Raw genomic sequence first — 23,391 nt, 5'->3', positions numbered from 1 at the left:
TGGGTTAATTAACCAATTGAATTGGCGCGTTAATTTTACTGTTGACACGTTATAGCGGGCCCAGTATTATGCGCCTCGTTGAAACAATTCCTCTGTAGTTCAGTCGGTAGAACGGCGGACTGTTAATCCGTATGTCACTGGTTCGAGTCCAGTCAGAGGAGCCAGATTTAGGAAAGCAGACGTTCACTGACGTCTGCTTTCTGCATTTATATCAACTGATTATCCCCTTCTTCAAGTTTACTCTCGTTTACTAAAAACCACTCGAAGCCATACCCTTTTGCTGGTAAAGCTGGTTCGATTTGCGTTTTACCAGCACGCGGAGGGAACCGTCATGTCACTGACTGATACTAAAGTAAAAAATGCCAGACCAGCGGAAAAGGCCGTCAAGCTCACTGACGGGTTTGGTCTCTATCGATTCAAAATACTGGCAGACAGGCTATCGCTTCGATGGCAAACAGAAGGTGTTTTCTATTGGGGTTTACCTTGCTGTATCGCTTGCTGATGCCAGACAACGCCGTGACGAGGCCAAAAGGCTGCTGGCTCAGGGATTGACCCGAACGCAAAAAACAGGCTGATGAAAAAATCCTTCAGGAAAAGCGCGATAAAACCCGCTCGTCCCGTGTCGTCGCCAAAAGCTGATGCGTCATAATTCTGCCTATGATATTGACGGAAATCTTTTCGCCTTCACCAGAAATTTATCTGCCATTTCCGCTACCGGCGTCAGACTGCCTGTATCAACCATTTTCACAAAATATTTCACGTCTAAAGTTCATTCTACTCCCTGCCCTTAATCTCTACGGCGTTATGTCTCAGAATTATTTGCCAAGTGCCTGCCAGTTTTTCACGTTTCATCAGACGCTGGTACATAGCCATTGCGGTAAGGTCACAGCATTTGGCTTGTGCAATTACAGACAAATTTGCGCCATGCCGGGGCAAAGCAGGGATTAGATCAAAACTTCAACATTTTGTTGTTTTTGTCAGCAAACAAACGCGCAATCTTATTTCCCCCTTTGACAAGCCGATCGCACATCGTTACTATGCGCCCCGTTCACACGATTCCTCTGTAGTTCAGTCGGTAGAACGGCGGACTGTTAATCCGTATGTCACTGGTTCGAGTCCAGTCAGAGGAGCCAGATTTTAGTTTCGGGACATCCTGGCGAGTCCGGAGACGTATTAAAAAACAAGAAATTATCTTTACCCGGTTGATCTGATAAGGTTTGCCGGGTTTTTTGACATCCATAGTTTTTGGGCTTAATCGGGGCCTCACGGTTCGTTGAGTAAATGGAGCCCCCTCCCATGGCATTAACCGATACCGCTATCCGCAAGATCAAACCCACCGAGAAATCCTTCAAGATCACCGACAGTTCAGGACCCAACCTGCTGCTCAAACCCAACGGCTCAAAACTCTGGTACATGAAGTACCGCGTTGATGGCAAAGAGAAGAAGCTAGCCTTCGTTACTATCTGGCGCAGGGGTTTAGCAGGAAAGAGGCGCTGGCGATGGTAGCGATGGATTTGGGGCATGGTGACGGGCGTGGGCGGTATGTGGCGCAGGTGTATAACCAGTTCTGACAGTCGGCTAAGAACGGGATATAGCCATTCGCCCTCTAAGGCTTACTCTTTGAAGTGATTCAGAAAATATCTGCTATTCCACACTATTTAGGAACACGTTATCAGCTAAGCTACGATAACGTGTTCCTAAATAGTGTGGAATAGCAGATCGCTTTGAGGGAACTCAGCCCGGATTGTGCGATCTGATCAATCACTAAACATCACCAGTCACCAGCCGGACTGAGCGATGCCAATCATTACACCGATCGCCGAAGTCTGCTATGAACAGTTGAGAATTACTCAGAGTTGTTCATCATCTGTATCCACACTACTAAATTATTAGTTGCGGTTTTTCCCACCCCAATCACACATTAAATCCAGAATTGGCATTAATGATTCCCCTCGTTTTGAAAGACTGTATTCAACTTTGGGCGGTATTTGAGGATACTCCACCCTATTGATTATTCCATCTTGTTCGAGTTCTTTCAGAGTATTACTCAGAGTTTTGAAAGAAATCGTACCGATGCGGCGTTTAAGCTCGTTGTATCGCATGACTGGTTTATTTTCATTTAACCAGTACATAACTATCATTTTATATTTCCCGCTAATTAAGGAAAGAGTATAACCAAAATCGGTTTCCTCTAGGTTGATACCAGTCTGTGAGCATGTCTCAGTCATCATTTACACTCTCCTTTTGGTAAGTATATAACCTAAATTTGCGTACTTCACAAACGACAGGGCCAATCATATACTCCTGAGTAACCCAATCGCAAGTCAGTCCTGAATGAGGAAATGATGAAAAAAACGCTTATAGTTGTCGCTCATCCAAATATTGAAAACTCAGTTGTTAATCAGTGTTGGATAAATGAGTTAAAAAAGTATCCTGATCAGTTTACTGTCCATGAGCTTTATAAAGCATATTCTGACGGCAGGATCAATATCGAGACTGAGCAAAGACTGGTTGAGCAACATGAGTCGCTGGTTTTGCAGTTCCCAGTTTACTGGTTCAACTGCCCTCCCATGTTGAAACAATGGCTGGATGAAGTGTTTCTTTATGGATGGGCATACGGCTCTACAGGCGATAAGCTGAAGAATAAAAAAATAGCTTTGGCTGTAACTGCCGGTATTGAACTTGCAGACTATATGGCGAATGGCCGTTATAAATTTACCATGCAAGAAGTACTTCGCCCATTTGAAATGACGATTAAATATGTTGGTGCTGAATATGTTCCACACTTTGCCTTTTATGGTGCAGAATATAACCCTTCCAAAGAAGTGATTAAAGAAAACGCAGTAGACTATGTTAAGTACTTAACTAAATTAACTTACAGTGAGTTAGTAAAAAATAATTAATGTTAATTTGATAGCCCATTCTCATATATTTTCGCTTATGATGCAGTAAATAATATGGTTCTGCTTGCTGCATCAATTAGTGTCTTGATTGCCTTACTTGTAATTAAGCCAAAAGAACACAGTGAAATTTAACCGAACCATTACAAACCAACTCACAAATTTCGTATTGAGTTGGTTATCGTACTGATATTTTGGCTTTGGCACTCAGGTAATTACATAACCGATGTCCACTTTGACACAAAGCTGTCTGTCATGCCCACTTACGGCCAAAGAGTAATCTAAAACATGACAAATATCACATTTCAGAATAGTTATTGCGTTTGGAGCCTTATTGAGGGCTTCACTCCAATTTTAAAAATAAAATCTTCATAAATTCAATATGATAAATCAATATCAGTATCCAGTCAGAGGAGCCAAATTCCTGTTTTCAGGCTTACTTATAAATTCTTATTACCGCAGATTTCAATAAGTTAGCGTTAAAATTTCTCTCGATGCACATCTGGTTTTCCCTGCGCATCCGGCGAAATTGGTGGTCTGATTTGGGGTCATTTCAGTTCGATAATGACGTGACCACCCTATATTCTTGTCCAACGCGAAAATCCTCAGTATCAAGCCTTCTGACACCCCTTTAAGCTGACCGCTTCTCACGGTCGGTATCTGCTTGTTAATCCGGGCTTGTGGGTCCAGGCGCTCAAGGAGCGTGAAGTGCGGTGCAATGTTTTCGCCTTCCGGCGCGTTTCCTGACGTAGACGCGATTATCGGCAACAGATCTCCGGCGATGGTGATGAAGCCGCGGCACAATAAGGCCTTAGCGGGATGCAGAATCACCTCCCGCTAAGGCTTCATTCAACCACTTTCCATATCACATAAATATGCCTCTTCCGCTCCTGCCCAACAGCAGGCGACAGCTCATTTCGTTAGCGAAACGGCGGCTCGTTAAACGTGCGTAATTTACGTGAGTGCAAACGATCACCTTCTGCGCGTAGTAAATCAATAGCACGAATGCCAATTTGCAAATGTTCTGAAATAGCCCCCTCATAAAACCGATTTGCCTGCCCGGGCAGTTTAATTTCACCGTGTAAAGGTTTGTCAGAAACACAAAGCAACGTGCCGTAAGGCACACGAAAGCGATAGCCCTGGGCTGCAATCGTCGCGCTCTCCATATCAATCGCGACCGCACGGCTAAGGTTGAATCGCAGCGCAGATGCGGAATAACGAAGCTCCCAGTTACGGTCATCCGTGGTGACGACCGTTCCCGTGCGCAGTCGCTGTTTCACCTCTTCGCCGGGCATTCCGCTAACCGCTTTGGTAGCGTCGTACAGCGCACGCTGTACTTCCGCAATGCTTGGAATCGGAATATCAGGCGGCAGAACAGCATCCAGCACATGATCATCGCGTAAGTAGGCATGGGCCAGCACATAATCACCAATCGCCTGACTTTCTCGTAACCCTCCACAGTGCCCAATCATAAGCCAGACGTCAGGCCGCAGCACGGCCAAATGGTCGCAAATCGTTTTAGCATTTGAAGGGCCGACACCGATATTTACCAGCGTAATCCCCTGCCCATCTGCCGTTACCAGGTGCCAGGCAGGCATCTGATGCTTCTTCCAGGCCAGATCGGAAATAGCCTCTTCCGGCGCTTCCGTTTCTGCCGTGATCCAAATTCCGCCGGCACAGGAAAGCGCGATATAGGGACTGTCAGGATCAAGAATTTGGCTGCATCCCCAGCGCACAAACTCATCGACATAGCGGGTGTAGTTGGTAAACAAAACGAAGGGCTGAAAATGTTCAACCGGCGTACCGGTATAGTGCCGTAACCGGGCCAACGAGAAGTCAACACGACGCGCGTCGAAGTGCGATAACGGATAGAATTCGCCGGGGTGGAACAGACCGTCTGCCGTCTCATCGCCAATCTGCGCCAGTTCTGTGGTAGGAAAATGGCGCGTTAGCCCGGCGCTCATAGAACGATCCAGCGTCAGAGCCGAGCCATCGATCACATAAGGATACGGGATCTCATGGTGCGAGGCCTCTACCGCAATATGCGCGCCATAATCATGGTAAACGAGGTTAAGCTGTTCCAGAAGATAAGCGCGAAATAGCGCAGGCCGCGTAACGGTAGTGGTATAACAGCCGGGATGAGTAAAGCGTCCAAAAGCGCGTGTTTTAGGCGGGTTCGGTGTCGCGCCATCCCAGCTTACAGACAGCGAAGGATAAACAAACAGTCCGTTAAGCCTGGCATGGGGATCGGGCAGCGTGCCGTTATCAACATAGTCAGCGATGGCTTCACGGAGCGCGTTAACCGACTGCTCGTACAGCTCCTCCAGGCGATCCAGCGCCTGCTCGGGCGTCAGGTTTGTGCCTTTATTTTCCATATTATTCTCCTTAGCGTTCACAGGTGAGGCACGTCATTCGATAGTATGACAGCAAAGGAGGAAACTAAAGGGGTTAGCGTAAGGGCGGCGGCACAGGTGACCATCAGTTCACCTGCCACATCCGCCTCTTCGTTAGCGGCGGCGGTGAAAGCGTCGCTGAAGATTTCCCATTTTGGCGCGGTATCAGAGGAGGCATTAACGCCCATATGATTAAAATGACATTCCCCAGGGCGGAGCCATCGACAGCGGTAATCGTCAGTTTACTATCAAAGACGCAGTTGGAAATTTCACTGGTTTTAATATTGGTTTTTTAAGCTAGCGTAAACAGGATCAAGATAATTATAAATAAGGGGCTGTCAGGCACCATGTATCAGGCAGCAGTTTTCGCACTCCCTGCATGGTTTCAGGACGCTGGATGCAATCTGTTATTTTCTGATGTAGAAATTTTTATCGGTGGGTTTGATCCTACGGATAGCAGTATCAGTGAGTGCCATCGTGAAAGGCTTTGTTTAACGAACCTGGAGGCACTCGGACGCCAAAATGACAGATATCAAAAAACCCGGCAAACCTTCTCAGATCAACCGGGTAAAGATAACTTCTTTTTTTTTTAAACGTCTCCGGACTCACCAGGACATCCCGAAACTAAAATCTGGCTCCTCTGACTGGATGCGCTATTTGATATATCATGTTGAATTTTAATGAATTTGTTTCTTTTAATTAAAATGGGGCCCTTATTAAGGCCCCAAGCGTCAGAGATAATTTGAAATGTGAAATCGATCACATCTTTCTCAGAATTTAAAACCAGATTGAGTGGCTTCATTTTGTCTGGTATTACATACAGATGCGCGATTAATCGTTTCCAAGAAACTTTCCTTTGAGGATATAGCTTCGTCGAGAATACCTAACCTGAACAATGATACATACAGCGCAGCAGAGTAAGCTTGGCAATTTATTGAACGTTCAGGATTAAATTCGATATCTGTAAAAGCATTGTATTCAACAATCTGCTCTGCCAGTTCAGTTCGTTTTCTGAGAGCGCTAATGTAAAGCCAGTCGTAAAAAGCTGTTAGTGGTTCCAATTCCCATTCTATGCCAAAAAATTTGAACCCAGTGAGTCTTCCCGAGGTTAAGAGGCGTTTGTCCTTCTTGGCCTCGCGCGATGTCATCTCAAATATGTCAGTATAAGGCCCGCCTCTCTGGAAGACTTTACTTCCTTGGAATGCACATTCAATAGTCAACGTTCTCTGATGTTTTAAAGTGGTGAACGAAAGATTAAAAGCACTTAATGCAATGCCAAGATCATCATGTGATTTACTTGAAATTTCGAGAATCTTGCCAGGATTTGGCAATATGCTCTTAGCTGCTTCGTGTAAGGAGTCTACGGATCTTTGCTTCTGTTTCACTGACATCCCTGCGAACCAAGTAAAGTCAACTGACTCAGTTTTAACATAGAGTTGCTTTTCACCAGTGGGAATGTAAACAGGTCTTTGTGCCATTAAACTACCTTACATATGAGCGGGATGCGAAGTATCCTGAGCCAGAACGATTAACTAATATTTGTCTATTGCCGAGAACGTGTTGATATGAATTTTTTGTTAATTCATTGTTAAAAATAACAGCAAAAATGAACTGTGGTTCTATAATACCAAAGGATAGCACTTCTGCTTGCCCATCTGTAGGGTCAAAATTACTCAATCTCTGTTCCTGCCGAGACTCCAAACCGTCAATTTCCGCAAACATGCCTTCAAATGCTTCAAGAGTTTTTAGTTGAGCTAATGATTGGACACTGATCCGTGCGTCTGCTGCATTATGACAACAATAAGCACAATCATTGCGCCAAAGGATAGATGGATGAATGCCCAAAACAACCCACTCAACACCAGGATTGTCCATTCTATATCGATAGAACATTCGATAATTAGGAAATGCAATCGAAAGAGAGGTGCTGTCCCTATGCCCATCAAGTCTTAATTCATCATTAATCTCTGGAGCTATGTTTCGATCACCTGCACCAGTAACAGGTACAATGCCATGTTCCATAATACTGGGTAAATTAACAACTCGAGTAAAATGGACCAAAAAAGGAATTTGTAGTGTTTCTGCTTTTAGACGTATTTGTTCACGATGCATTTTTACCTAACCTCATGAGTAAATAATGGTATTTATGCAAAACTATCTTATGTCCAAAAAACACAAAATGATTTACATCAATTAAACATTTTCTTAATCCATAAGGCATAGGCCAAACGTCCTAACCAGTATCGTTATCTATCTTGAATAAAAAATTACATGTCTTGATTTTTCTCTTTCAACGTTCTTCCTTTTGATATTCAGTTAGTAGTTAAACGGTACCAGTATAGGGGTTATTGTTCTTTTATATGCCCATACACCTGTGCCACATACCGCCCACGCCCATCTCCATGCCCCAGATCCATCGCCACCATTGCCAGCGCTTCTTTCCTACTTAACCCCTGCGCCAGATAGTTACGGATGGTATCCTGCGCCCACGCATAACGCAGGGAATGCGGGGAATATACGCCAGTCAGACCAATACGCGCTGCCTGGTTGTGCCAGTAATCCATCGCGCTTTTAAGATCCGGCTTGTCGATCAACCGATCATTACGGCTTTCTGCAACAGCTAACGCATTATCCAGCGCTTTTTTGACTGCATCGGGATCCAGAATCACCGTCTCACGAGGCCGTCCTCCCTTGGTGCCAAAAATTACGGTTAAACGTGTGTCACCACGTTCAACGGCCTGTTTCCACGTTTTCAGTGATTGTGCGCTTTGTACTGCCTCCTGAGAACGTAATCCCATCAACCGCGTCAGCTCCAGCGCTGCCGCCAGTCCCGGATCTTTCGCGCGGGCCGTTTCCAGCACATGGCGGTAATGATCCGGTGTGATGGCCTGCCGCGTACCGTTGCAGGATGCGCCAGAAAGCCCCAGGGATTTATTGGTCAGTCTCTCATGCTCTGCCACTTGCTTACGCCCGGCCTGTTGTAACACAGCACGCAACGAAGCCATTTCATTTTGCAACGTGCGTTTACTGATCCCCTGCGACAGCCTTTCATGAATGTAGTTTTCAATGTGGCGAACCTTAATCTGCGACACCCGCTGGATCTGGACGTTCAGCGCCCGTAAATGCTGATCAAAACGTTGCACGATATGAATGCGATCGTTCACCGTTTTATGGCTGCCGCCGCAGTGTTTCGCCAGAACCTTCATTTCATCACCTAACTTACCCATATACTCCCCCTTAATTTTGAAAACACAAACAGTCTCCGGCGTATGCTTTTAGGCTGCGCCAGAACGATACCTTCACGCCGGAGTGGCAGCTTGTTGAGGTATAGGGAGTTTCAGACTGTACGCGGTACAGGCTGCCTGTGTGAGCAGGAATTCTCCGGGGCGTCATGCCCCCCTCGGTATCGATCTTTTTCTCCTTTTTCTTGCTGACAGCGGCCCTAAAAAGGCGTGTCAGATTCGGGAATGAGCGCTGGAACCCCGAAAACAGGGGCATAGCGCGGTGTGGTGGTTGTGTGTCACTTTGTCGCTTTGCGCGACGAAAGTGACGCACTGGTCGGGTGCAGTGCGCGAAAGATTGCAGGTTCTGGTGCAGGTTTACGGTCACGCGGCAGCAAAGCCGAACGTCTTTGCAGGCCGCAGCCCGTAAAGTCAAAGGAGCTGATGTGGCAGCGGGTGTAGGGGTTACCGGATCGTTTCCGGCGCAGTACAGCATTGACCAGAGATCTGGCGCAGATAAAAAGCGCTGATAATCAGCAGGTACAGATAAACCGGGAAATCGTGAGACTTCCGGGCGGATGGAAACATAGCCAGCGAACTGGCGCAGTGAAAGGATGTAGCGTGTATAACTCTCAACCTCTGCCGCAGTATCTGCGGCCCGGCATTTTTGCAGAGGCCCTGCCGGTAAAATGGCAACCATATCCTGACAAGTCAGGCTCTTCTTTCAGGTTGTGAAGCTTTGGGCGCTGTCTACGACAGCATAGGGCAAGAGGGAGATTACAACCGTTTTATGCGAATGAAAAGGGGAAACCTTTTTTCTGGAAATTGAGTTGTTTGTAGATTTTTTCGTGATTTTATGAATGACGCTCTGCCGCGCTTCGCTTGTCTTCTCCCGATCTTCCGCCAGCAAAGCTGACAGAAGATCGGGAGAGCCGGTTTAGCTTCAACGGTATTCCGGCTTACGGTAACGTGACGGCCAGATTTGTTCGGGCGCAACGCCTAACTTTTCAGCTATCAGTCTCTCACCTTTGGGCCAGTGCCTTATCAGTGCATTCGCCAGCGTGGAGGATGCCAGCCCCGCCTGACGGGAAAGTGCAGAAAGCGACGTTCCCCGCTTTTTCAGCGCCGCGATGATGTCGGCGGGATGCCAGTCTTGTAGCATCATGCGGCCACCTCGTCGATAAACTTCACGCCGTCGGCAGTACGCAACCAGCGCGGTGCTTTCATTTCCGCAGCGAAGTAATTGATCAGGTCGTACAGCAGCCAGCTAAGATATTTTTCCGTTTCAGAGGAAAATCCCTGTCCTGCCAGCGTTTGGGTCAGGGCAAGGCAGTAGTTACAAATCTCGGTGCATTCCGGCCCGAAGCGGGGATAGCTGGTAGGAAGTGTATCGACGGTCAGACTTTCAACAAGATGAGGAGGAACCGGATCAAGCAGCGTGGGTTGCAATAATGTCAGACAGGCGTTGATCCTGCCACAAAGCGCCATTTTCAACGTAGGATCGTTGTTTTCAATCAGGGGTTCGGCGAAATTTTCACAATGATTAGCCAGTACGGTAAAGTCTGTAGCGGCATTGAAGGAAACAGCAAGTAACGGGTGCATCTGGTTTGGGGTAGTCGCCATAAGGCAGCCTCTTTGTGTGGTTTTGCAAACCTCACCAGACCGCTGTCAAACGGGGTGGTGAGACGTAACAGGGTTGACAGACCGGCCACAAAGAAACCGGCGAGCGCGAACGCTCCCCCGCTACGCCCCACCATAATATGGACGTAACTCGGTTCATTACGGACACAAAAAAACCGCATTAAAAAATGAGCGGCTGTCCGCTTTGTGGTTCAGGCTGTCAAACCCGGCACCCGCTTTTGCAGGTACGGGTAAAAGATACCGCGATTAGCTGCCAACATCAAGAGACACTCTGGAAGGCCGATCGCAGAAAATAAAAAACCCTGCTGGTGAGGCAGGGTTCTTTATTTTTCGCTCTCAGGCTGCGGATGGCGACCTGAGCGGCGTTGCGTGGCAGTACGTTCCAACGTCCAAATTATAGCTGTCTTCATAACCCATTGCAAATCACCAGTGGAGTTCTATAATGCCAGCCGTTGGGATTGTCAGGCTTCAGATCAGACCGATTTCAAGCCCTGACTGCCGGACGGGTGGTGCCGCAGGCAGTGCCCCGGTCTGGAGCGTGGCAGTATGTTCCAACAAATGTACACCTGCACCGACAGGCAGTGTAAGGGTAAGATGCAGGCGTTGCGCTCCTTTCAAAAGGAGAGCGGATGGACACGTTGATGCGTAAGCTGATTGTGCTCATCGCCGTACTGGAGCTTTTACTGGCTCTGCTGCGGCTGATTGATCTGCTGAAGTAATTCACGGATTGAAACGCACCAAAGGGGGAACACCCGTTCCCCCTTTAACAAAAATTTCTATTACGATGCTTTTTTCAGCCGACTGGCAAACTGATACGGTGAAATATACCCGTTGAGATTCGCATCCAGATAATCCGCCCACCACTGCATCATCGCGATCCGCTCTTCCAGATATTCAGCCCGCACGCTGTTTCTTTCCTGATGGCTCATTTGTTTTTCAATGGCGTCTTTGCTCCATAACCCCGACTCACTCAGCGCGCTGCACGCCATCGCCCGGAAGCCGTGACCGCAGATCTCTTTTTTAGTGTCGTAGCCCATCACGCGCAATGCCTTGTTAATGGTATTGTCGCTCATGCACTTATCCTGATCGTATTCGCCGGGGAAGATAAACGCCAGATGACCAGAGAGCGCTTCAATTTGCTTTAAGATCGCAATAGCCTGATCGGACAGTGGAACGATGTGCTGTGTTTTCATTTTCGTGCCGCGATGAGAGAAGCGCACGTTGTCGATCTGCTCGCGCTCTTCCGGGATTATCCATAGCTTCTGTTGCCAGTCGATTTCACTCCAGCGGGCAAAGCGCAGTTCGCTGGAGCGCACGAAAAACAGCAACGACAGCTTAAGCGCATACCTTGTCAACAGCCTGCCGGAGTAGCTATCCGTCCGCGATAACAGTTCAGGCAGTTTCTCAAGCGGCAGGGCCGGGTAATGCTGCGTTTCCGGCGGCGTAAATTCACCGTCCAGATCCAGCGCCGGGTTTGATTTGATTAGCTGCTTTTTCACCTCATAGCGCATGATCTCCGTCACGTAGTTTTTCAGTCGCGCGGTGATCTCCAGAAAGCCTTTGCTCTCGACCTTACGCAAGGTAAACAGTAAATCTTCCGTGACGATCTGATCGATTAATTTGTCTCCGATATCCGGGAAAACATACATTTCCAGCCTGCGCTGGATGGTCGCGGCATAATGCGCAGACCAGCGTCGGTGATCGGCGTGCCAGTTCATGGCGATCTGGCGGAAGGTATGTCCGTTTTTCTTTTTCTGCCGAGCAATCTTCTTATCAGCGGCAGGATCTGCCCCTTCACGCACTCTGGCGCGTGCGGCATCACGTAGCTGACGCGCTTTGAACAGGGAAACATCCGGGTAGGGGCCAAAGGCCAGCTTCTTTTCTTTCCCGTCAATGCGGTACTTCATATACCAGAGTTTCGAGCCGTTGGGTTTGATCAGCAGGTACAGTCCTGAACTGTCGGTAATCTTGAAGGATTTATCGGTGGGTTTGATCTTGCGGATAGCGGTATCGGTTAATGCCATAGGTGGGGGCTCCATTTTCTCAACGAACCGTGAGGTCCCCGATTAAGCCCCCAAAAACTATGGATATCAAGAAACCTGGTAAACCTTCTCGGGTCAACCGGGTAAAGATAACTTCTTGTTTTTTAAACGTCTCCGGACTCGCTGGGATGTCCTGAAACTAAAATTTGGCTCCTCTGACTGGACTCGAACCAGTGACATACGGATTAACAGTCCGCCGTTCTACCGACTGAACTACAGAGGAATCGTGTGGGGTCGTATATTAGCGGCGGAAAAATTTTTGTCAAACCCCATTTAACCTCTTACAGATTCGATTGCGGGTTATCTCATCACTTTGTTGCATTTGCAGACATTTTTTCTGCAAAAAGCTTTGCAGCCTTACGATTTCTCGCTCATTATTGAAATGTGGTTTCAACTCTCTTCTTTAAGGTCCATTTTGAACGTCTCCACTGCCTTACGCCAGGCTGTCGTCCGTACGCCCTGGTATGCCAAACGCAAGAGCTACAAAGTGTTGTTCTGGCGTGAAATCACCCCACTTGCTATCCCCATTTTTCTGGAAAATACCTGTGTTTTGCTAATGGGCGTGCTCAGTACTTTTCTCGTCAGTTGGCTGGGCAAGGAAGCAATGGCGGGCGTGGGGCTTGCCGACAGTTTTAATATGGTAATTATGGCTTTTTTTGCGGCTATCGATCTTGGTACTACGGTGGTGGTCGCCTTTAGCCTCGGCAAGCGCGACAGGCGACGGGCAAGGGCGGCGGCGCGCCAGTCGCTGGTGATTATGACGCTATTTGCCGTTGTGCTGGCAGTGGTCATTCATTATTTCGGCAGTGAAATTATTAATATTGTCGCAGGCGAGGCGACGCCAGAAGTAAAGGGGCTGGCGTTAACGTACCTTGAACTGACGGTACTGAGTTATCCGGCTGCGGCAATTGCGCTAATCGGTAGCGGCGCGCTGCGTGGGGCAGGGAATACGAAAATCCCGTTGATGATTAACGGCGGGATGAACATTCTCAATATTGTCATCAGCAGCATCCTGATTTACGGGGCTTTCTCCTGGCAAGGGCTGGGTTTTGCCGGTGCGGGGCTGGGATTAACCATTTCGCGCTACATCGGCGCAGTAGCGATTATTTGGGTGCTGATGATTGGTTTTAATCCGGCGCTGCGCATTCCGCTGAAAAGCTATCTGAAGCCGCTGAATTTCGGCATTATCTGGGAAGTGATGGGTATCGGTATTCCGGCGAGCATTGAATCAGTGCTGTTCAACGGTGGCAAGCTACTGACGCAAATGTTTGTCGCCGGAATGGGCACTAACGTTATTGCGGGTAACTTTATTGCCTTTTCCGTGGCGGCGCTTATCAACCTGCCGGGTAACGCCCTTGGTTCGGCGTCGACTATTATCACCGGTAAGCGTCTTGGTACCGGACAAATTGGTCAGGCAGAGCGTCAATTGCGCCATGTATTCTGGATGTCGACTATCGTACTCACGGCAATCGCTTGGGGGACAGCGCCGTTCGCGGGTCTGTTTGCCTCATTTTATACCCAGGAGCAGGACGTAAAAGAGGTAGTGAAAGTTCTGCTCTGGCTTAATGCTGCCTTTATGCCAATTTGGGCGGCCGCGTGGGTGCTGCCGTCGGGTTTTAAAGGCGCGCGCGATGTGCGATTTGCGATGTGGGTATCGATGCTGGGGATGTGGGGCTGTCGCGTTGTGGCAGGGTATACGCTTGGTATTGTGCTGGGTATGGGGGTTGTAGGGGTTTGGCTGGGGATGTTTCTTGACTGGGCCGTGCGCGGCGCGCTGTTTTACTGGCGTCTGGTAAGCGGGCGCTGGCTGTGGAGATACCCGCGCGTAAAGAGGGAGTAAGCGCTTTTTGCTGTGAAAATCATCAGGAAACGGTGAATTTTAACCGAAGTGTGGAATAAAACAGCAAACGAACTTTTTTTGTGAAAACAGGCTTTGACAAGCCAGGGGCACCTCGTTAATATTCGCCCCGTTCACACGATTCCTCTGTAGTTCAGTCGGTAGAACGGCGGACTGTTAATCCGTATGTCACTGGTTCGAGTCCAGTCAGAGGAGCCAGATTTTAGTTTCGGGACATCCTGGTGAGTCCGGAGACGTTCAAAAAACAAGAACTTATCTTTACCCGGTTGACCTGATAAGGTTTACCGGGTTTTTTGATACCCATAGTTTTTTGGGACTTAATCGGGGGCCTCACGGTTCGTTGAGAAAATGGAGCCCCTGCCATGACACTCACTACTAATACAGATACTCCAGCCCATGAAAACCAGCAATGTGGCAGGATATTTAAAGGCCAGACCTGCCTGCGCTAATGTTGACCGGCATTCCGGAACGGCGCTCCAGCACCTCATTAACCCGCGAAGTATCAACGTCATCCCCTTTGATAAACGTGCGCAGCACTGGCGTAACGGGCAATGGAACTTTTTTGTCTGACTCAAATTCAGCACGGTTACGAGAAAGCGGTTCGTGTACCTCCAGCCAACGACTGCCATCCGGCTCTACCGAAAATTTAACGGGCCTGTCGATAATCTGAACGCGGGTTCCTACAGGAACATGGTCGAATAAATATTTAATATCGTCATTGCGTAAACGGATACAGCCCTGACTGACGCGAAGGCCGATGCCAAAGTTAGCATTAGTGCCATGGATGGCATATAACCTGCCGATATATATTGCGTATAGCCCCATAGGGTTATCCGGCCCCGCAGGCACCATCGCGGGCAGCGTTTTTCCCTCTTTAGCATATTCCCGGCGCGTATTAGCCGTTGGCACCCAAACCGGGCCATCTTGTTTGCGTTCAACCGCAGTTACCCAGTTGCGCGGCGTTTCACGGCCAGCCTGACCAATACCAATGGGTAGCACCTCAACCGTATTCGTGCCTGCGGGATAATAATAAAGGCGCATCTCGGCGACGTTTACCACAATACCTTCACGAACGGTGTCAGGCAGAATCAACTGCTGCGGCACTACCAGTGTGGAACCAGACTGAGGTAAAAACACATCCACGCCGGGATTCGCTTCAAGCATATTACTCAGCCCCTGACCGTAGCGGGCGGCAAATGACTCTAAGGGCTGAGTATTGTTCTGTGGTACGGCGATTGTGACAGGCTGTCCTACCAGACGACTGCCTTCGGGCGGCAACGGATAGCTTATAGCCAGCGAGAAATGGCTTACCAACAAGACGAAAAACGGAAAAAAAGGTGTGATACGACGCATTATATCCCTTCCTTTGTCGCGGCAGGTGTGCGTTAAGTATAGCTTTTTTCTCACATGGCTGGTGTTGTGCGCCCGGGTTATGTTGCGTTTGCGTTCCCCTCCGGCAGGACAATATTACTGGCCGCCAACTCCCCCATGTTGTGGAACATGGCGCACGCGGCTTCCACGATCGGCATCGCCAGCGCCGCGCCGCTTCCTTCACCTAACCGCATCGCCATATGCAAATAGGGTTCCATAGACAAATGCGCGAGCGCGATGCGGGCGCCCTTTTCCGCCGAAAAGTGCGACGGGATCAGATAAGGTCTCACCGCAGGCGCAATCTGACAGGCCGCCAGCGCTGCCGAGTAGGAAAGAAAGCCATCCAGCAATACGGGTAAGCCACACCTTGCCGCGCCAAGCATCACGCCGGTCATCCCGACCAGATCAAAACCACCCACCTTCGACAACACATCAATGCCGTCGCGCGGATTGGGCTGATTAATCGCAATCGCCCGCCGCACGACGTCCACTTTATTATCGATGCGGGAAGGCGGAAGATTCGCGCCAATCCCCACCACCTCTTTTGCATCACTTCCTGTAAAAACGCTGACCATCGCGGCGGCTGGCGTAGTGTTCGCCATTCCCAGCTCCCCTACGCCAAATAAGGTCACGCCGCGTTGCGCCAGGTCGCAGGTGTAGCGGGAAACCTCCAGCAAAAGCGCCTCAGCCTGCAAGCGACTCATCGCCGGGCCAACGGCAATATTTCCGCAGCCGCGCGCGACGCGCATATTAACTACGCCAGGAATAGGTTCGGCATCAATACCGACATCAATGACATGCACCTTCGCACCGGCCTGAGCGGCAAGCACGCATACGCCGGTTGTTCCCCGCGTCATATTCGCCGCCTGAATCGCCGTCACGATTTTGGGCGAAACCGCTACGCCTTCATCCCAGACGCCATGGTCGGCGCACATCACCAGCACCGCCTTTTCACCTACCTGCGGCGTACCGTTAAGACCCGGCATACCCGCGAGCTGAACGGCTAAGGTTTCCAGTCTGCCCAGGCTGCCCGGCGGTTTGAGCAGGCCGTCAATATGTTGCTGCGCACGCGCCATCGCCTCGGCGTCCGGCGCAGGAATGTCACGGAGTAAAGCGTGTAGTGTCTGCATAAGATGTCTCGTCCGTAATAATCGGCTCATAACAGAGCCAGCAGAAAGATCAATTCGCCAAGTTCGATCGCCGCGCCCAGCGTATCGCCGGTTTGACCGCCAAGCGTACGTTTAAGCAACTGGCCAAGGATGAAAATCGCCGCGCATGTGACCACCATTGCGGCCAGTCCTTGCATACCAGGCAGTAATACCGTGGCGATGATTATCGCCAATCCCAGAGTAATGCAGGTTTGCCGTCCGCTGACTTTACCGATAAATACATTGCCAAGCCCCTCTTCACGGGCGTAGCGATGACGGTACATCAATAAAACGGCGCTGCCGCGTCCGGCCGCACAGGCCACCGCCAGCGCCGCCAACATTGGCGTTCCACGTAACGCCAGTTCGCTGACCACCAGAATTTTTGTCAGGAGCACAAAAATAAGCGCCAGCCCGCCATGGGTTCCCAGACGACTATCGCGCATAATCTCCAGCATTCGCTCACGGCTGCGCGCGGAAAAAATGCCATCGCAGGTATCGGCCAGCCCATCCAGGTGAAAACCACCGGTCAGCAGCGCCAGCGCCAGAATACAGAACAACGCCGCTAGCGGAATACCGCACCAGGGTTGCAGGAGGATGAAAATCAGGCCGCTTACGCCCCCCAGAATCAACCCGATAAAGGGAAACATCACGATCCCACGCGAATACTGCTCGAAATCCAGTCCCTGCGACCAGCGTGACGGCACGGGCAAGCGGCTAATAAAAGCGAGCATGGCCCAAAACAGCTTACTCATTTAATTTTGACTCCAATACCTGAGACCACCAGCCAGACCTCATCCGCCGCTGCCGCCAGTCGTTGGTTGACCCGACCGGCAATATCACGAAAATGGCGCGCCAGACGGTTTTCCGGGACGATCCCCATTCCCACCTCATTTGTCACCAGTACCACTTTCGCCGGGCAGCGCTGGCAGGCTGCAATTAAAATCTGAATTTCATCGTCAATGGCGCGCTCCATCGCCGCGTAATCCCACTGTTCGGGATCGTTTTCGCCTCCCAGCGCAAACAGCAGATTCGTCACCATGGTGGTAATACATTCCAGCAAAATCGCGTCGTCAGGGGCAAGATCCGCGGTAATCAACGTATCAAGATGCCGCCAGCATTCTGCGGTCCGCCAGTGTGCCGGCCTGCCATCTTTATGATGCTGAATTCTCGCCGCCATCTCGTCATCAAGAATCTGCGAGGTGGCGATATACAGTACCTGCGGCGCATCGCCAATTAAGGTTTCAGCATGACGGCTTTTACCACTACGCGCCCCGCCCGTCACCAGAATCATCATACCGGCTCCTGATGCTGTTGCATGATGGTATAAATTTTATCAATATCAATATGTTGCCGCATCGCTTCCGCCAGCAGATCAAATTGCCGCGCTTTATGCTCCGCATAACAAAAAGTCGTTTCCCACGGCGTAAGTCCTTTTCGTGCCCTTAACCCATTGACCACCGCACGGGTAAAGGCATCGCTATCAAACAGGCCGTGAAGGTAAGTGCCAAACGCCAGTCCGTCGGCGGTGACCGCGCCATCCGCCACAGAGCATCCATTTTTCTGTAACGTCATGGCCGTACAGCATCCTTCCTGCAGCACCGTTTCCCCCATGTGGATTTCATAACCGCGTACCGGTAGCCCCGCCGCGGCAGCCAGCCAGCCGGGCAGCTCGCCTGACATTGTCGCGTTAACCTGCGTCGTGGTTTTATCCTGTGCAAAGCGAGTGATCGTATTAAGCAGCCCCAGGCCCGGCTGCGTACCCAGCCCCGACTCCACCTCATCCACAATAGTGTCGCCCAGCATCTGGTAGCCGCCGCAAATTCCCATCACCGGCACGCCCTGCCGATGTGTCTGCAATACCGCATCCGCCATCCCGCTTTCGCGCAGCCAGGCGAGGTCGCTCAGCGTATTCTTACTGCCCGGCAGGATCACCAGATCAGCGTCAGTCAACGCTTCCGGGCGGCGAATATAGCGTATGCGCACATCCGGCTGCGCCGCCAGAGCGTTAAAATCCGTAAAGTTAGAAATATGTGGCAGTTGCACAATGGCAATAGTGATATCACGGGGGGCGTTACCGCGATATTTATCGTTTTGTAGCGCGACGCCATCTTCATCTTCCAGATCCACATCCAGCCACGGCATCACTCCCAGAACCGGGACGCCGGTAAGCGATTCGATTTGTTCGATACCGGAATAGAGTAGCGCCACGTCGCCGCGGAATTTGTTGATAATGACGCCCTTTACTCTGTCACGCTCCTGTTTATGCAGCAGCGCCAGCGTGCCATAAATAGCGGCGAATACGCCGCCCCGGTCGATATCCGCCACCAGAATAACCGGACACTGGGCCATTTCCGCCATTCCCATATTGACGATATCGCGATCGCGCAGATTGATTTCCGCCGGGCTTCCGGCGCCTTCCAGCACAATAACGTCATATTCCTGCGCCAGACTGTTATAGACCGCAAGGATTTGCTCACGCAAACGCGGTTTATAGTCATGGTAACTCACCGCATCCATATTGGTCGCCACTTTCCCCATCAGCACGACCTGCGCCAGGCGATCGCTGGTCGGTTTGAGCAGCACCGGGTTCATACGCACATCTGGCGTGATCCCCGCGGCTTCCGCCTGAAAAATCTGCGCCCGCCCCATCTCTTTACCATCCGGCGTAATACCAGAATTAAGCGCCATATTTTGCGATTTAAACGGCGCGGTACGCAGACCATCCTGATAAAAAATGCGGCATAAACCCGCCGCCAGCACACTTTTGCCGACGTCGGATGCCGTCCCCTGCAACATAACTGCCTGCGTCATGACGCCTCCCTGAATGCGCACTTTTGCATTCGATGAAAAAACTCCGTTTCTGTTTTACACAGCGGCAGTCCCAGTTGAGTATGAAGTTTGACCAGCCAGGGCTGGGTTAGCCCCGCGTGTTCCATCGCTTCCGTACACGCGAAAACCTCGCCAGGCGCGCCATGCATCAGGATCTGGCCCTGGCGTAATACGTATACGGCATCGCTAATTTCATAAATAAGATCGATATCATGGCTGGAGATAATGACATGATTTCCCTGCGCCACAATCCGCCTGATGATAGCAAGCATCTGAGTGCGCCCAGCGGGATCGAGACCAGCAGTGGGTTCATCCAGCAATAGATAGCGCGCCTGTAGCACCAGCGCTCCGGCGATAGCCACACGTTTTTTTTGCCCATGACTCAAACACTGAATGGGCTGATGGCGAAAATGTTGGGCGTCAACCAGCGTTAGCGCCTCGTCGACGCGGCGCGTGATTTCCGCCTCCGGCACCCCCAAATTACGTAAACTAAACGCAATGTCGCTATCGATATCAGTATAAAAAATCTGCTGTTCAGGGTCCTGAAAAACCGTCGCAACTTGCTGGCGCAGCGCCAGTAGTCCGCGCTTGCTGTAATCCAGCGGTTTTCCCTGCCACAACACGGCCCCTTTTTGCGGACGCAACAGGCCGCTCAGGTTCATAAAAAGCGTAGACTTCCCACAGCCGTTCGCGCCCACCAAACCGGTAACAGGCGAAAGCGAAAAATCCAGATTTAACCCTTTAAGTACCGGCTCATCCTGATAACGAAACCACAGGTCTGAAGTGGCAAGCATAATAGTCCTTACAGGTGAAAATCACCCTGATACAGTTTGATATCCAGCGTGGTAGTCATTTGCTGATAACGCATTAACACCCGCGTAAACAGGAGTCCAGTTAGCATTGCCAGAGATCGATAGCCGTTCGGCAGGCTGCAATAACCAAAACGCAGCGTTTGCGAGCGACGAATTGCCGCCGCCTCATCCAGAAGAATAAAGAGAAAGCGCCACGTTAACAGGATTTGCTCGGTAAGCAGGCGTGGAATATGCGCGCGCTTAAGCAAGCTAATTAACTGCGGAAACGGTAGGTTCATCACCAGCCACAACGTCGCGGACAGCGCCGTCAGGCTACGCCAGAACGTTTCATTCGCCGTAACCACGCCCGCACGGGTAATCCCGATCCAGTACGGCCCGACAGATATGCCAGCCAACAGCATTTGCGGCTCGCGGCTGATGCTGAAGATAATCGTTATCACGCCGACCAACAAAAATCCAAAAGGTATCGCCATCCATCGACACCAGCGCCAGAGGGATATGCGCAATAGCCAACAGCTCAATCCGGCAATGATCAGCAGCTCAATGCCCTGCCCTACAGGCGGCAGAGCAAACGCCAGTATCATCATCGCCAGCCACAGCAAAAACTTGCGCTGCGGCGCAACGTGTGCCCAGCGGCTTTGATAGCTGAGTCGATCAAGCCCGGTCATCACGGCGTTGTTTACCTTTGCAATACCCCAGGATATAAAAAATCACCGCCGCGCCAAGAGAGCCCTGAAGGGTAAACAGCAGGCTTTCAATTTCACCGCTGGCAGGTTCATATAACGGCTGAAACCAGGGTTTATACTGCGGCGCAATAGCCTGAATCTGGCTTTCCGCTTCGCCGTCTGAACCGCCATATTCACCGCCATGGTTAATAAAAAACGGCAGAATCACCAGCGCCACCACCATCGCTAACAACATCAACGTTTTTTTCATTTTAATGTCCTTGTACGGTAATCACTTGCCGTTTGGTTAACTGGTCATAAATCATGACGGTTAATAAACCTTCGGCAATGGCGACAGGAATCTGTGTGAGGCAGAAAATCCCCATAAACTTCACAACAGACCCTGTCGCTCCGGCATGGGGATCGGGAAACGCAACGCCAAGCTGGACTGAAGTCACAAAATAGGTCGCCAAATCCGCCAGCATCGCGCACAGAAAAACGGCGACATCACGGCGCACTCCGGCACGGCAGGCCATTTTCCACACCAGATAACCGACAACCGGGCCAATCACCGCCATCGACATTCCGTTTGCGCCAAGCGTCGTCAGGCCGCCGTGCGCCAGCAATAGCGCCTGAAACAACAGCACAACCGCGCCGAGAATCGCCACCACCCCGGGCCCGAACAAGATAACCGCCAGACCAACGCCGGTCGGATGTGAACAACTCCCCGTTACCGACGGAATTTTGAGCGCGGACAGGACAAAAATAAACGCGCCGCACAGCGCCAGCAGTACCTTCTGATGATTATCCTCCTGCACAATACGCCGTAAGCGCACCAGCCCATACCACAAGCAGGGTAAAAACAGTAACCACCAGGCCAGCGCCCACACTGGCGGTAAAAAGCCCTCCATGATATGCATCGCAAACGCCTGTTGCGGGACAACCATCAGCAATAGCGCTGCAGCCAGTCCACTGAAAGACAACTGTCGAAGCTGCTGTTCAAGTTTCATTCTGCATACTCCCACTGTTTATTGACCAGAATGGTCGAAAAATAGGGCAACGGTCGATCATCGTTGACCTCGTGGAGATGGCGCCAGCACTGCTCGCCGGGCAGTGTGGCCTCGGACATCATTAAGGCGCATTCCAGCAGGCCAGCCTGCGCCAGCAAAGCTTTAATACGAACGAACCGGCCATACACTTTCATCAGCACCAGGCTATCATGCTGTTGTAGCGCCTGGGCTATTTCCGCTTCCGGCGCGGTACAAGAAATAACCGCCAGCGATTGCTGTTCTATGGCGAGCGGCATTTTCGCGCGGGCGGCTATCGCGGCGAAGGACGTGACGCCGGGGACAATCTCCAGCCACTCCGGGCAGCCGATACGCTGGAGTAAAAAAATCCAGGTACTGAATAGCATCGCATCGCCCAGGGTAATAAAACCGACCTGTTTACCCGCTTTCACCTCTGCGGTAAGCGCGGCGGCAACCTCGTTCCAGACCGCTTCTTTCTCGGCGCCGTCAGCGCTCATAGGGAAATGGCAACAACGTACTTCCGTCTGCTCGCCGAGATAGTCGCGCACAATCGACAGCGCCAGACTATCGCCCCCCTTACGACCGGCGGGCGCATACAGAATGTCCAGCGAGCCAAGAATCCGCGCTGCGCGGACGGTTATCAGGTCGGGCGCGCCTGGCCCGGTGCTTAATGCGTATAATTTACCGTTCATGCCGCCTCCTCTACCGCCATGTTCAGCGCCTGGTGCAAATGCGCGACAAACATCGCCCGGATAGCCGGGTTTTCTCCCAGCCCGCTCAGCCACGGCGTCGCCGGAATGCCCGCCGCGTTAAAGCGCATTTTCCATGAGTCGCCGTCGTCTGAAGCCATATCATTAATGGCGTGATCGCCCGCCACCAGCATTAATGGCATCAAATGTACGCCGGTGACGCCTTCGTCACGCAGGCTGTCGATCAGGATGTCGACCTCCGGGTAGCTTTCTACGGCGCCGACGCGCGCCGGGAAGCGCTGCGCGGTCATCATATGATCGAGACAGGCATAAGCTGCGAATGCGTGATGGCTGGCGCCGTGGCCCATAAAAACGACTTTCTCCGTTTGTCTGAGCGATGGCATCTGTTGTCGCAACGCCTGCATTAGCTGCACATAATCGTTATGGCTGCTCAGCAACGGCACGCCCAGCGTCAGGCGAGTGAATAACGGACGCAAGAGTTGTACCTCACGGACAATTTTTTCATATTCGTCGCCGTTAATAATGTGCAACGACTGAATCGCCACGTCCTGATATCCCTGTGCGGCAAGCTTTTGCAAAGCCTGTAATGGCGTATCGATGTCGATACCGTCACGCTGGCGAAGCTTGCGAATGATCATTCCGGAAGTGAAGGCGCGAAACAGGTCGCGATCGGGACAGGACGCCGCCAGATCACGTTCGCACGCCACAATGTTTTTTTCACAGGTGTCGTGATAGCTGGTGCCAAAACTGACTACCAGAAGCGCTTTTTTCAT

24 protein-coding genes, 4 tRNA genes and 3 pseudogenes are annotated in these 23,391 nt (G+C 50.8%); 9 read left to right on the top strand and 22 right to left on the bottom strand.

The window, feature by feature from the left end:
- Positions 1–88: 88 nt before the first annotated feature.
- From HU143_RS09210 to HU143_RS24500, 5 genes and pseudogenes are all read left to right on the top strand, one after another.
- A tRNA-Asn gene (locus HU143_RS09210) sits at positions 89–164 on the top strand.
- Positions 165–331: 167 nt separating this feature from the next.
- A pseudogene (locus tag HU143_RS09205) lies at positions 332–636 on the top strand (Arm DNA-binding domain-containing protein); the annotation flags it as partial.
- A 421-nt stretch (positions 637–1,057) separates the two neighbouring features.
- A tRNA-Asn gene (locus tag HU143_RS09200) sits at positions 1,058–1,133 on the top strand.
- 163 nt (positions 1,134–1,296) lie between these two features.
- Positions 1,297–1,455: pseudogene (locus HU143_RS09195) on the top strand (Arm DNA-binding domain-containing protein); the annotation flags it as partial.
- Positions 1,449–1,571 (top strand): annotated as a pseudogene (locus tag HU143_RS24500) (DNA-binding protein); the annotation flags it as partial. The pseudogenes HU143_RS09195 and HU143_RS24500, both read left to right, overlap by 7 nt.
- A 318-nt stretch (positions 1,572–1,889) precedes the next feature.
- Here HU143_RS24500 and HU143_RS09190 read toward each other — a convergent pair.
- Positions 1,890–2,231, bottom strand: a complete 342-nt coding sequence (locus HU143_RS09190; protein ID WP_023226656.1) for a winged helix-turn-helix transcriptional regulator — start codon at positions 2,229–2,231, stop codon at positions 1,890–1,892.
- 114 nt (positions 2,232–2,345) lie between these two features.
- On the opposite strand from HU143_RS09190, the gene HU143_RS09185 reads away from it, so the two are divergent.
- Positions 2,346–2,903, top strand: a complete 558-nt coding sequence (locus HU143_RS09185) for an NAD(P)H-dependent oxidoreductase (RefSeq protein ID WP_023226657.1) — start codon at positions 2,346–2,348, stop codon at positions 2,901–2,903.
- Between the two features lie 917 nt (positions 2,904–3,820).
- Here HU143_RS09185 and HU143_RS09180 read toward each other — a convergent pair.
- Together HU143_RS09180 and HU143_RS09175 are read right to left on the bottom strand one after the other, a co-directional pair.
- Positions 3,821–5,275: an AMP nucleosidase gene (locus HU143_RS09180; RefSeq protein WP_000428191.1), complete on the bottom strand. Its 1,455-nt coding sequence runs from the start codon at positions 5,273–5,275 to the stop codon at positions 3,821–3,823.
- A gap of 17 nt (positions 5,276–5,292) precedes the next feature.
- Positions 5,293–5,481 carry a hypothetical protein gene (locus HU143_RS09175; RefSeq protein WP_023226659.1) on the bottom strand — a complete coding sequence of 63 codons (189 nt, stop codon included), beginning with the start codon at positions 5,479–5,481 and terminating at the stop codon, positions 5,293–5,295.
- Positions 5,482–5,640: 159 nt separating this feature from the next.
- Between HU143_RS09175 and HU143_RS09170 the strand changes: the two genes are divergently transcribed.
- Positions 5,641–5,886, top strand: coding sequence for a hypothetical protein (locus HU143_RS09170; protein WP_023226660.1), 246 nt, complete (start codon positions 5,641–5,643; stop codon positions 5,884–5,886).
- A 177-nt stretch (positions 5,887–6,063) separates the two neighbouring features.
- Here HU143_RS09170 and HU143_RS09165 read toward each other — a convergent pair whose 3' ends face one another.
- From HU143_RS09165 to HU143_RS09130, 8 genes are all read right to left on the bottom strand, one after another.
- Positions 6,064–6,771 carry a DarT1-associated NADAR antitoxin family protein gene (locus HU143_RS09165; protein WP_023226661.1) on the bottom strand — a complete coding sequence of 236 codons (708 nt, stop codon included), beginning with the start codon at positions 6,769–6,771 and terminating at the stop codon, positions 6,064–6,066.
- A gap of 4 nt (positions 6,772–6,775) precedes the next feature.
- Positions 6,776–7,405: a DarT ssDNA thymidine ADP-ribosyltransferase family protein gene (locus tag HU143_RS09160; protein ID WP_024148151.1), complete on the bottom strand. Its 630-nt coding sequence runs from the start codon at positions 7,403–7,405 to the stop codon at positions 6,776–6,778.
- A 233-nt stretch (positions 7,406–7,638) separates the two neighbouring features.
- Positions 7,639–8,520 carry an integrase domain-containing protein gene (locus HU143_RS09155; RefSeq protein ID WP_023226662.1) on the bottom strand — a complete coding sequence of 294 codons (882 nt, stop codon included), beginning with the start codon at positions 8,518–8,520 and terminating at the stop codon, positions 7,639–7,641.
- 10 nt (positions 8,521–8,530) lie between these two features.
- Positions 8,531–9,214, bottom strand: a complete 684-nt coding sequence (locus HU143_RS09150) for a hypothetical protein (RefSeq protein ID WP_167803033.1) — start codon at positions 9,212–9,214, stop codon at positions 8,531–8,533.
- Positions 9,215–9,457: 243 nt separating this feature from the next.
- The gene (locus tag HU143_RS09145; RefSeq protein ID WP_023226663.1) at positions 9,458–9,679 is read right to left on the bottom strand and encodes a helix-turn-helix domain-containing protein; all 222 of its coding nucleotides are present in this window, start codon (positions 9,677–9,679) and stop codon (positions 9,458–9,460) included.
- On the bottom strand, positions 9,676–10,137 hold the full coding sequence (locus tag HU143_RS09140; protein WP_023226664.1) for a hypothetical protein: 462 nt from the start codon (positions 10,135–10,137) through the stop codon (positions 9,676–9,678). Before HU143_RS09140 ends, HU143_RS09145 begins: the two co-directional genes overlap by 4 nt.
- Before the next feature lie 797 nt (positions 10,138–10,934).
- Entirely contained in the window at positions 10,935–12,179 is a 1,245-nt protein-coding gene (locus tag HU143_RS09135) for a tyrosine-type recombinase/integrase (RefSeq protein WP_023226665.1), read from the bottom strand.
- 165 nt (positions 12,180–12,344) lie between these two features.
- Positions 12,345–12,420, bottom strand: a tRNA-Asn gene (locus tag HU143_RS09130).
- 159 nt (positions 12,421–12,579) lie between these two features.
- Here HU143_RS09130 and HU143_RS09125 point away from each other — a divergent pair.
- The gene (locus tag HU143_RS09125; protein WP_023226666.1) at positions 12,580–14,037 is read left to right on the top strand and encodes an EmmdR/YeeO family multidrug/toxin efflux MATE transporter; all 1,458 of its coding nucleotides are present in this window, start codon (positions 12,580–12,582) and stop codon (positions 14,035–14,037) included.
- Between the two features lie 140 nt (positions 14,038–14,177).
- Positions 14,178–14,253 (top strand) — tRNA-Asn (locus tag HU143_RS09120).
- Between the two features lie 225 nt (positions 14,254–14,478).
- On the opposite strand, the gene ldtA is transcribed toward HU143_RS09120, so the two are convergent.
- The 11 genes from ldtA to cbiK all read right to left on the bottom strand — a co-directional run bounded on the left by ldtA (position 14,479) and on the right by cbiK (position 23,391).
- Positions 14,479–15,408: a L,D-transpeptidase gene (gene ldtA / locus HU143_RS09115; RefSeq protein ID WP_001252817.1), complete on the bottom strand. Its 930-nt coding sequence runs from the start codon at positions 15,406–15,408 to the stop codon at positions 14,479–14,481.
- Between the two features lie 77 nt (positions 15,409–15,485).
- Positions 15,486–16,556, bottom strand: coding sequence for a nicotinate-nucleotide--dimethylbenzimidazole phosphoribosyltransferase (cobT, locus tag HU143_RS09110; protein WP_001193983.1), 1,071 nt, complete (start codon positions 16,554–16,556; stop codon positions 15,486–15,488).
- A gap of 26 nt (positions 16,557–16,582) precedes the next feature.
- Positions 16,583–17,326: an adenosylcobinamide-GDP ribazoletransferase gene (cobS, locus tag HU143_RS09105; protein WP_023226667.1), complete on the bottom strand. Its 744-nt coding sequence runs from the start codon at positions 17,324–17,326 to the stop codon at positions 16,583–16,585.
- A complete protein-coding gene (gene cobU / locus HU143_RS09100) occupies positions 17,323–17,868 on the bottom strand; it encodes a bifunctional adenosylcobinamide kinase/adenosylcobinamide-phosphate guanylyltransferase (RefSeq protein WP_000973193.1) in 546 nt (181 codons plus the stop codon). Before cobU ends, cobS begins: the two co-directional genes overlap by 4 nt.
- A complete protein-coding gene (locus HU143_RS09095; RefSeq protein WP_023226668.1) occupies positions 17,865–19,385 on the bottom strand; it encodes a cobyric acid synthase in 1,521 nt (506 codons plus the stop codon). Before HU143_RS09095 ends, cobU begins: the two co-directional genes overlap by 4 nt.
- Complete coding sequence (locus HU143_RS09090) at positions 19,382–20,197, bottom strand: energy-coupling factor ABC transporter ATP-binding protein (protein WP_000881540.1); 816 nt, start codon at positions 20,195–20,197, stop codon at positions 19,382–19,384. The genes HU143_RS09095 and HU143_RS09090 overlap by 4 nt, the downstream gene beginning before the upstream one ends.
- 8 nt (positions 20,198–20,205) lie before the next feature.
- The gene (locus HU143_RS09085; RefSeq protein WP_000147127.1) at positions 20,206–20,883 is read right to left on the bottom strand and encodes an energy-coupling factor ABC transporter transmembrane protein; all 678 of its coding nucleotides are present in this window, start codon (positions 20,881–20,883) and stop codon (positions 20,206–20,208) included.
- Positions 20,870–21,151, bottom strand: coding sequence for an energy-coupling factor ABC transporter substrate-binding protein (locus HU143_RS09080; RefSeq protein WP_000753212.1), 282 nt, complete (start codon positions 21,149–21,151; stop codon positions 20,870–20,872). Before HU143_RS09080 ends, HU143_RS09085 begins: the two co-directional genes overlap by 14 nt.
- A 1-nt stretch (position 21,152) precedes the next feature.
- Entirely contained in the window at positions 21,153–21,890 is a 738-nt protein-coding gene (cbiM, locus tag HU143_RS09075; RefSeq protein ID WP_064441675.1) for a cobalt ECF transporter S component CbiM, read from the bottom strand.
- On the bottom strand, positions 21,887–22,600 hold the full coding sequence (locus HU143_RS09070) for a cobalt-factor II C(20)-methyltransferase (RefSeq protein WP_001013557.1): 714 nt from the start codon (positions 22,598–22,600) through the stop codon (positions 21,887–21,889). Before HU143_RS09070 ends, cbiM begins: the two co-directional genes overlap by 4 nt.
- Positions 22,597–23,391, bottom strand: coding sequence for a sirohydrochlorin cobaltochelatase (cbiK, locus tag HU143_RS09065; RefSeq protein ID WP_000709784.1), 795 nt, complete (start codon positions 23,389–23,391; stop codon positions 22,597–22,599). The genes HU143_RS09070 and cbiK overlap by 4 nt, the downstream gene beginning before the upstream one ends.

Origin of the sequence: Salmonella sp. SJTUF14076, from assembly GCF_015534835.1 — a bacterium.
GTDB lineage: Bacteria > Pseudomonadota > Gammaproteobacteria > Enterobacterales > Enterobacteriaceae > Salmonella > Salmonella enterica.
Note: the sequence above shows the minus strand (reverse complement) of the source record. Positions and strands in the feature narration are given on the sequence as shown.

Bases quoted from the DNA above. Each gene is read 5' to 3' on its own strand.
- cbiM (WP_064441675.1), bottom strand. From the start codon at position 21,890: ATGAAACTTGAACAGCAGCTTCGACAGTTGTCTTTCAGTGGACTGGCT.
- HU143_RS09080 (WP_000753212.1), bottom strand. From the start codon at position 21,151: ATGAAAAAAACGTTGATGTTGTTAGCGATGGTGGTGGCGCTGGTGATT.
- HU143_RS09155 (WP_023226662.1), bottom strand. From the start codon at position 8,520: ATGGGTAAGTTAGGTGATGAAATGAAGGTTCTGGCGAAACACTGCGGC.
- HU143_RS09175 (WP_023226659.1), bottom strand. From the start codon at position 5,481: ATGGGCGTTAATGCCTCCTCTGATACCGCGCCAAAATGGGAAATCTTC.
- cbiK (WP_000709784.1), bottom strand. From the start codon at position 23,391: ATGAAAAAAGCGCTTCTGGTAGTCAGTTTTGGCACCAGCTATCACGAC.
- HU143_RS09170 (WP_023226660.1), top strand. From the start codon at position 5,641: ATGTATCAGGCAGCAGTTTTCGCACTCCCTGCATGGTTTCAGGACGCT.
- HU143_RS09070 (WP_001013557.1), bottom strand. From the start codon at position 22,600: ATGAACGGTAAATTATACGCATTAAGCACCGGGCCAGGCGCGCCCGAC.
- HU143_RS09145 (WP_023226663.1), bottom strand. From the start codon at position 9,679: ATGATGCTACAAGACTGGCATCCCGCCGACATCATCGCGGCGCTGAAA.
- HU143_RS09185 (WP_023226657.1), top strand. From the start codon at position 2,346: ATGAAAAAAACGCTTATAGTTGTCGCTCATCCAAATATTGAAAACTCA.
- HU143_RS09190 (WP_023226656.1), bottom strand. From the start codon at position 2,231: ATGATGACTGAGACATGCTCACAGACTGGTATCAACCTAGAGGAAACC.
- HU143_RS09165 (WP_023226661.1), bottom strand. From the start codon at position 6,771: ATGGCACAAAGACCTGTTTACATTCCCACTGGTGAAAAGCAACTCTAT.
- HU143_RS09140 (WP_023226664.1), bottom strand. From the start codon at position 10,137: ATGGCGACTACCCCAAACCAGATGCACCCGTTACTTGCTGTTTCCTTC.
- cobT (WP_001193983.1), bottom strand. From the start codon at position 16,556: ATGCAGACACTACACGCTTTACTCCGTGACATTCCTGCGCCGGACGCC.
- HU143_RS09125 (WP_023226666.1), top strand. From the start codon at position 12,580: ATGTGGTTTCAACTCTCTTCTTTAAGGTCCATTTTGAACGTCTCCACT.
- HU143_RS09090 (WP_000881540.1), bottom strand. From the start codon at position 20,197: ATGCTTGCCACTTCAGACCTGTGGTTTCGTTATCAGGATGAGCCGGTA.
- HU143_RS09160 (WP_024148151.1), bottom strand. From the start codon at position 7,405: ATGCATCGTGAACAAATACGTCTAAAAGCAGAAACACTACAAATTCCT.
- HU143_RS09135 (WP_023226665.1), bottom strand. From the start codon at position 12,179: ATGGCATTAACCGATACCGCTATCCGCAAGATCAAACCCACCGATAAA.
- cobS (WP_023226667.1), bottom strand. From the start codon at position 17,326: ATGAGTAAGCTGTTTTGGGCCATGCTCGCTTTTATTAGCCGCTTGCCC.
- cobU (WP_000973193.1), bottom strand. From the start codon at position 17,868: ATGATGATTCTGGTGACGGGCGGGGCGCGTAGTGGTAAAAGCCGTCAT.
- ldtA (WP_001252817.1), bottom strand. From the start codon at position 15,408: ATGCGTCGTATCACACCTTTTTTTCCGTTTTTCGTCTTGTTGGTAAGC.
- HU143_RS09085 (WP_000147127.1), bottom strand. From the start codon at position 20,883: ATGACCGGGCTTGATCGACTCAGCTATCAAAGCCGCTGGGCACACGTT.
- HU143_RS09150 (WP_167803033.1), bottom strand. From the start codon at position 9,214: ATGGTTGCCATTTTACCGGCAGGGCCTCTGCAAAAATGCCGGGCCGCA.
- HU143_RS09095 (WP_023226668.1), bottom strand. From the start codon at position 19,385: ATGACGCAGGCAGTTATGTTGCAGGGGACGGCATCCGACGTCGGCAAA.
- HU143_RS09180 (WP_000428191.1), bottom strand. From the start codon at position 5,275: ATGGAAAATAAAGGCACAAACCTGACGCCCGAGCAGGCGCTGGATCGC.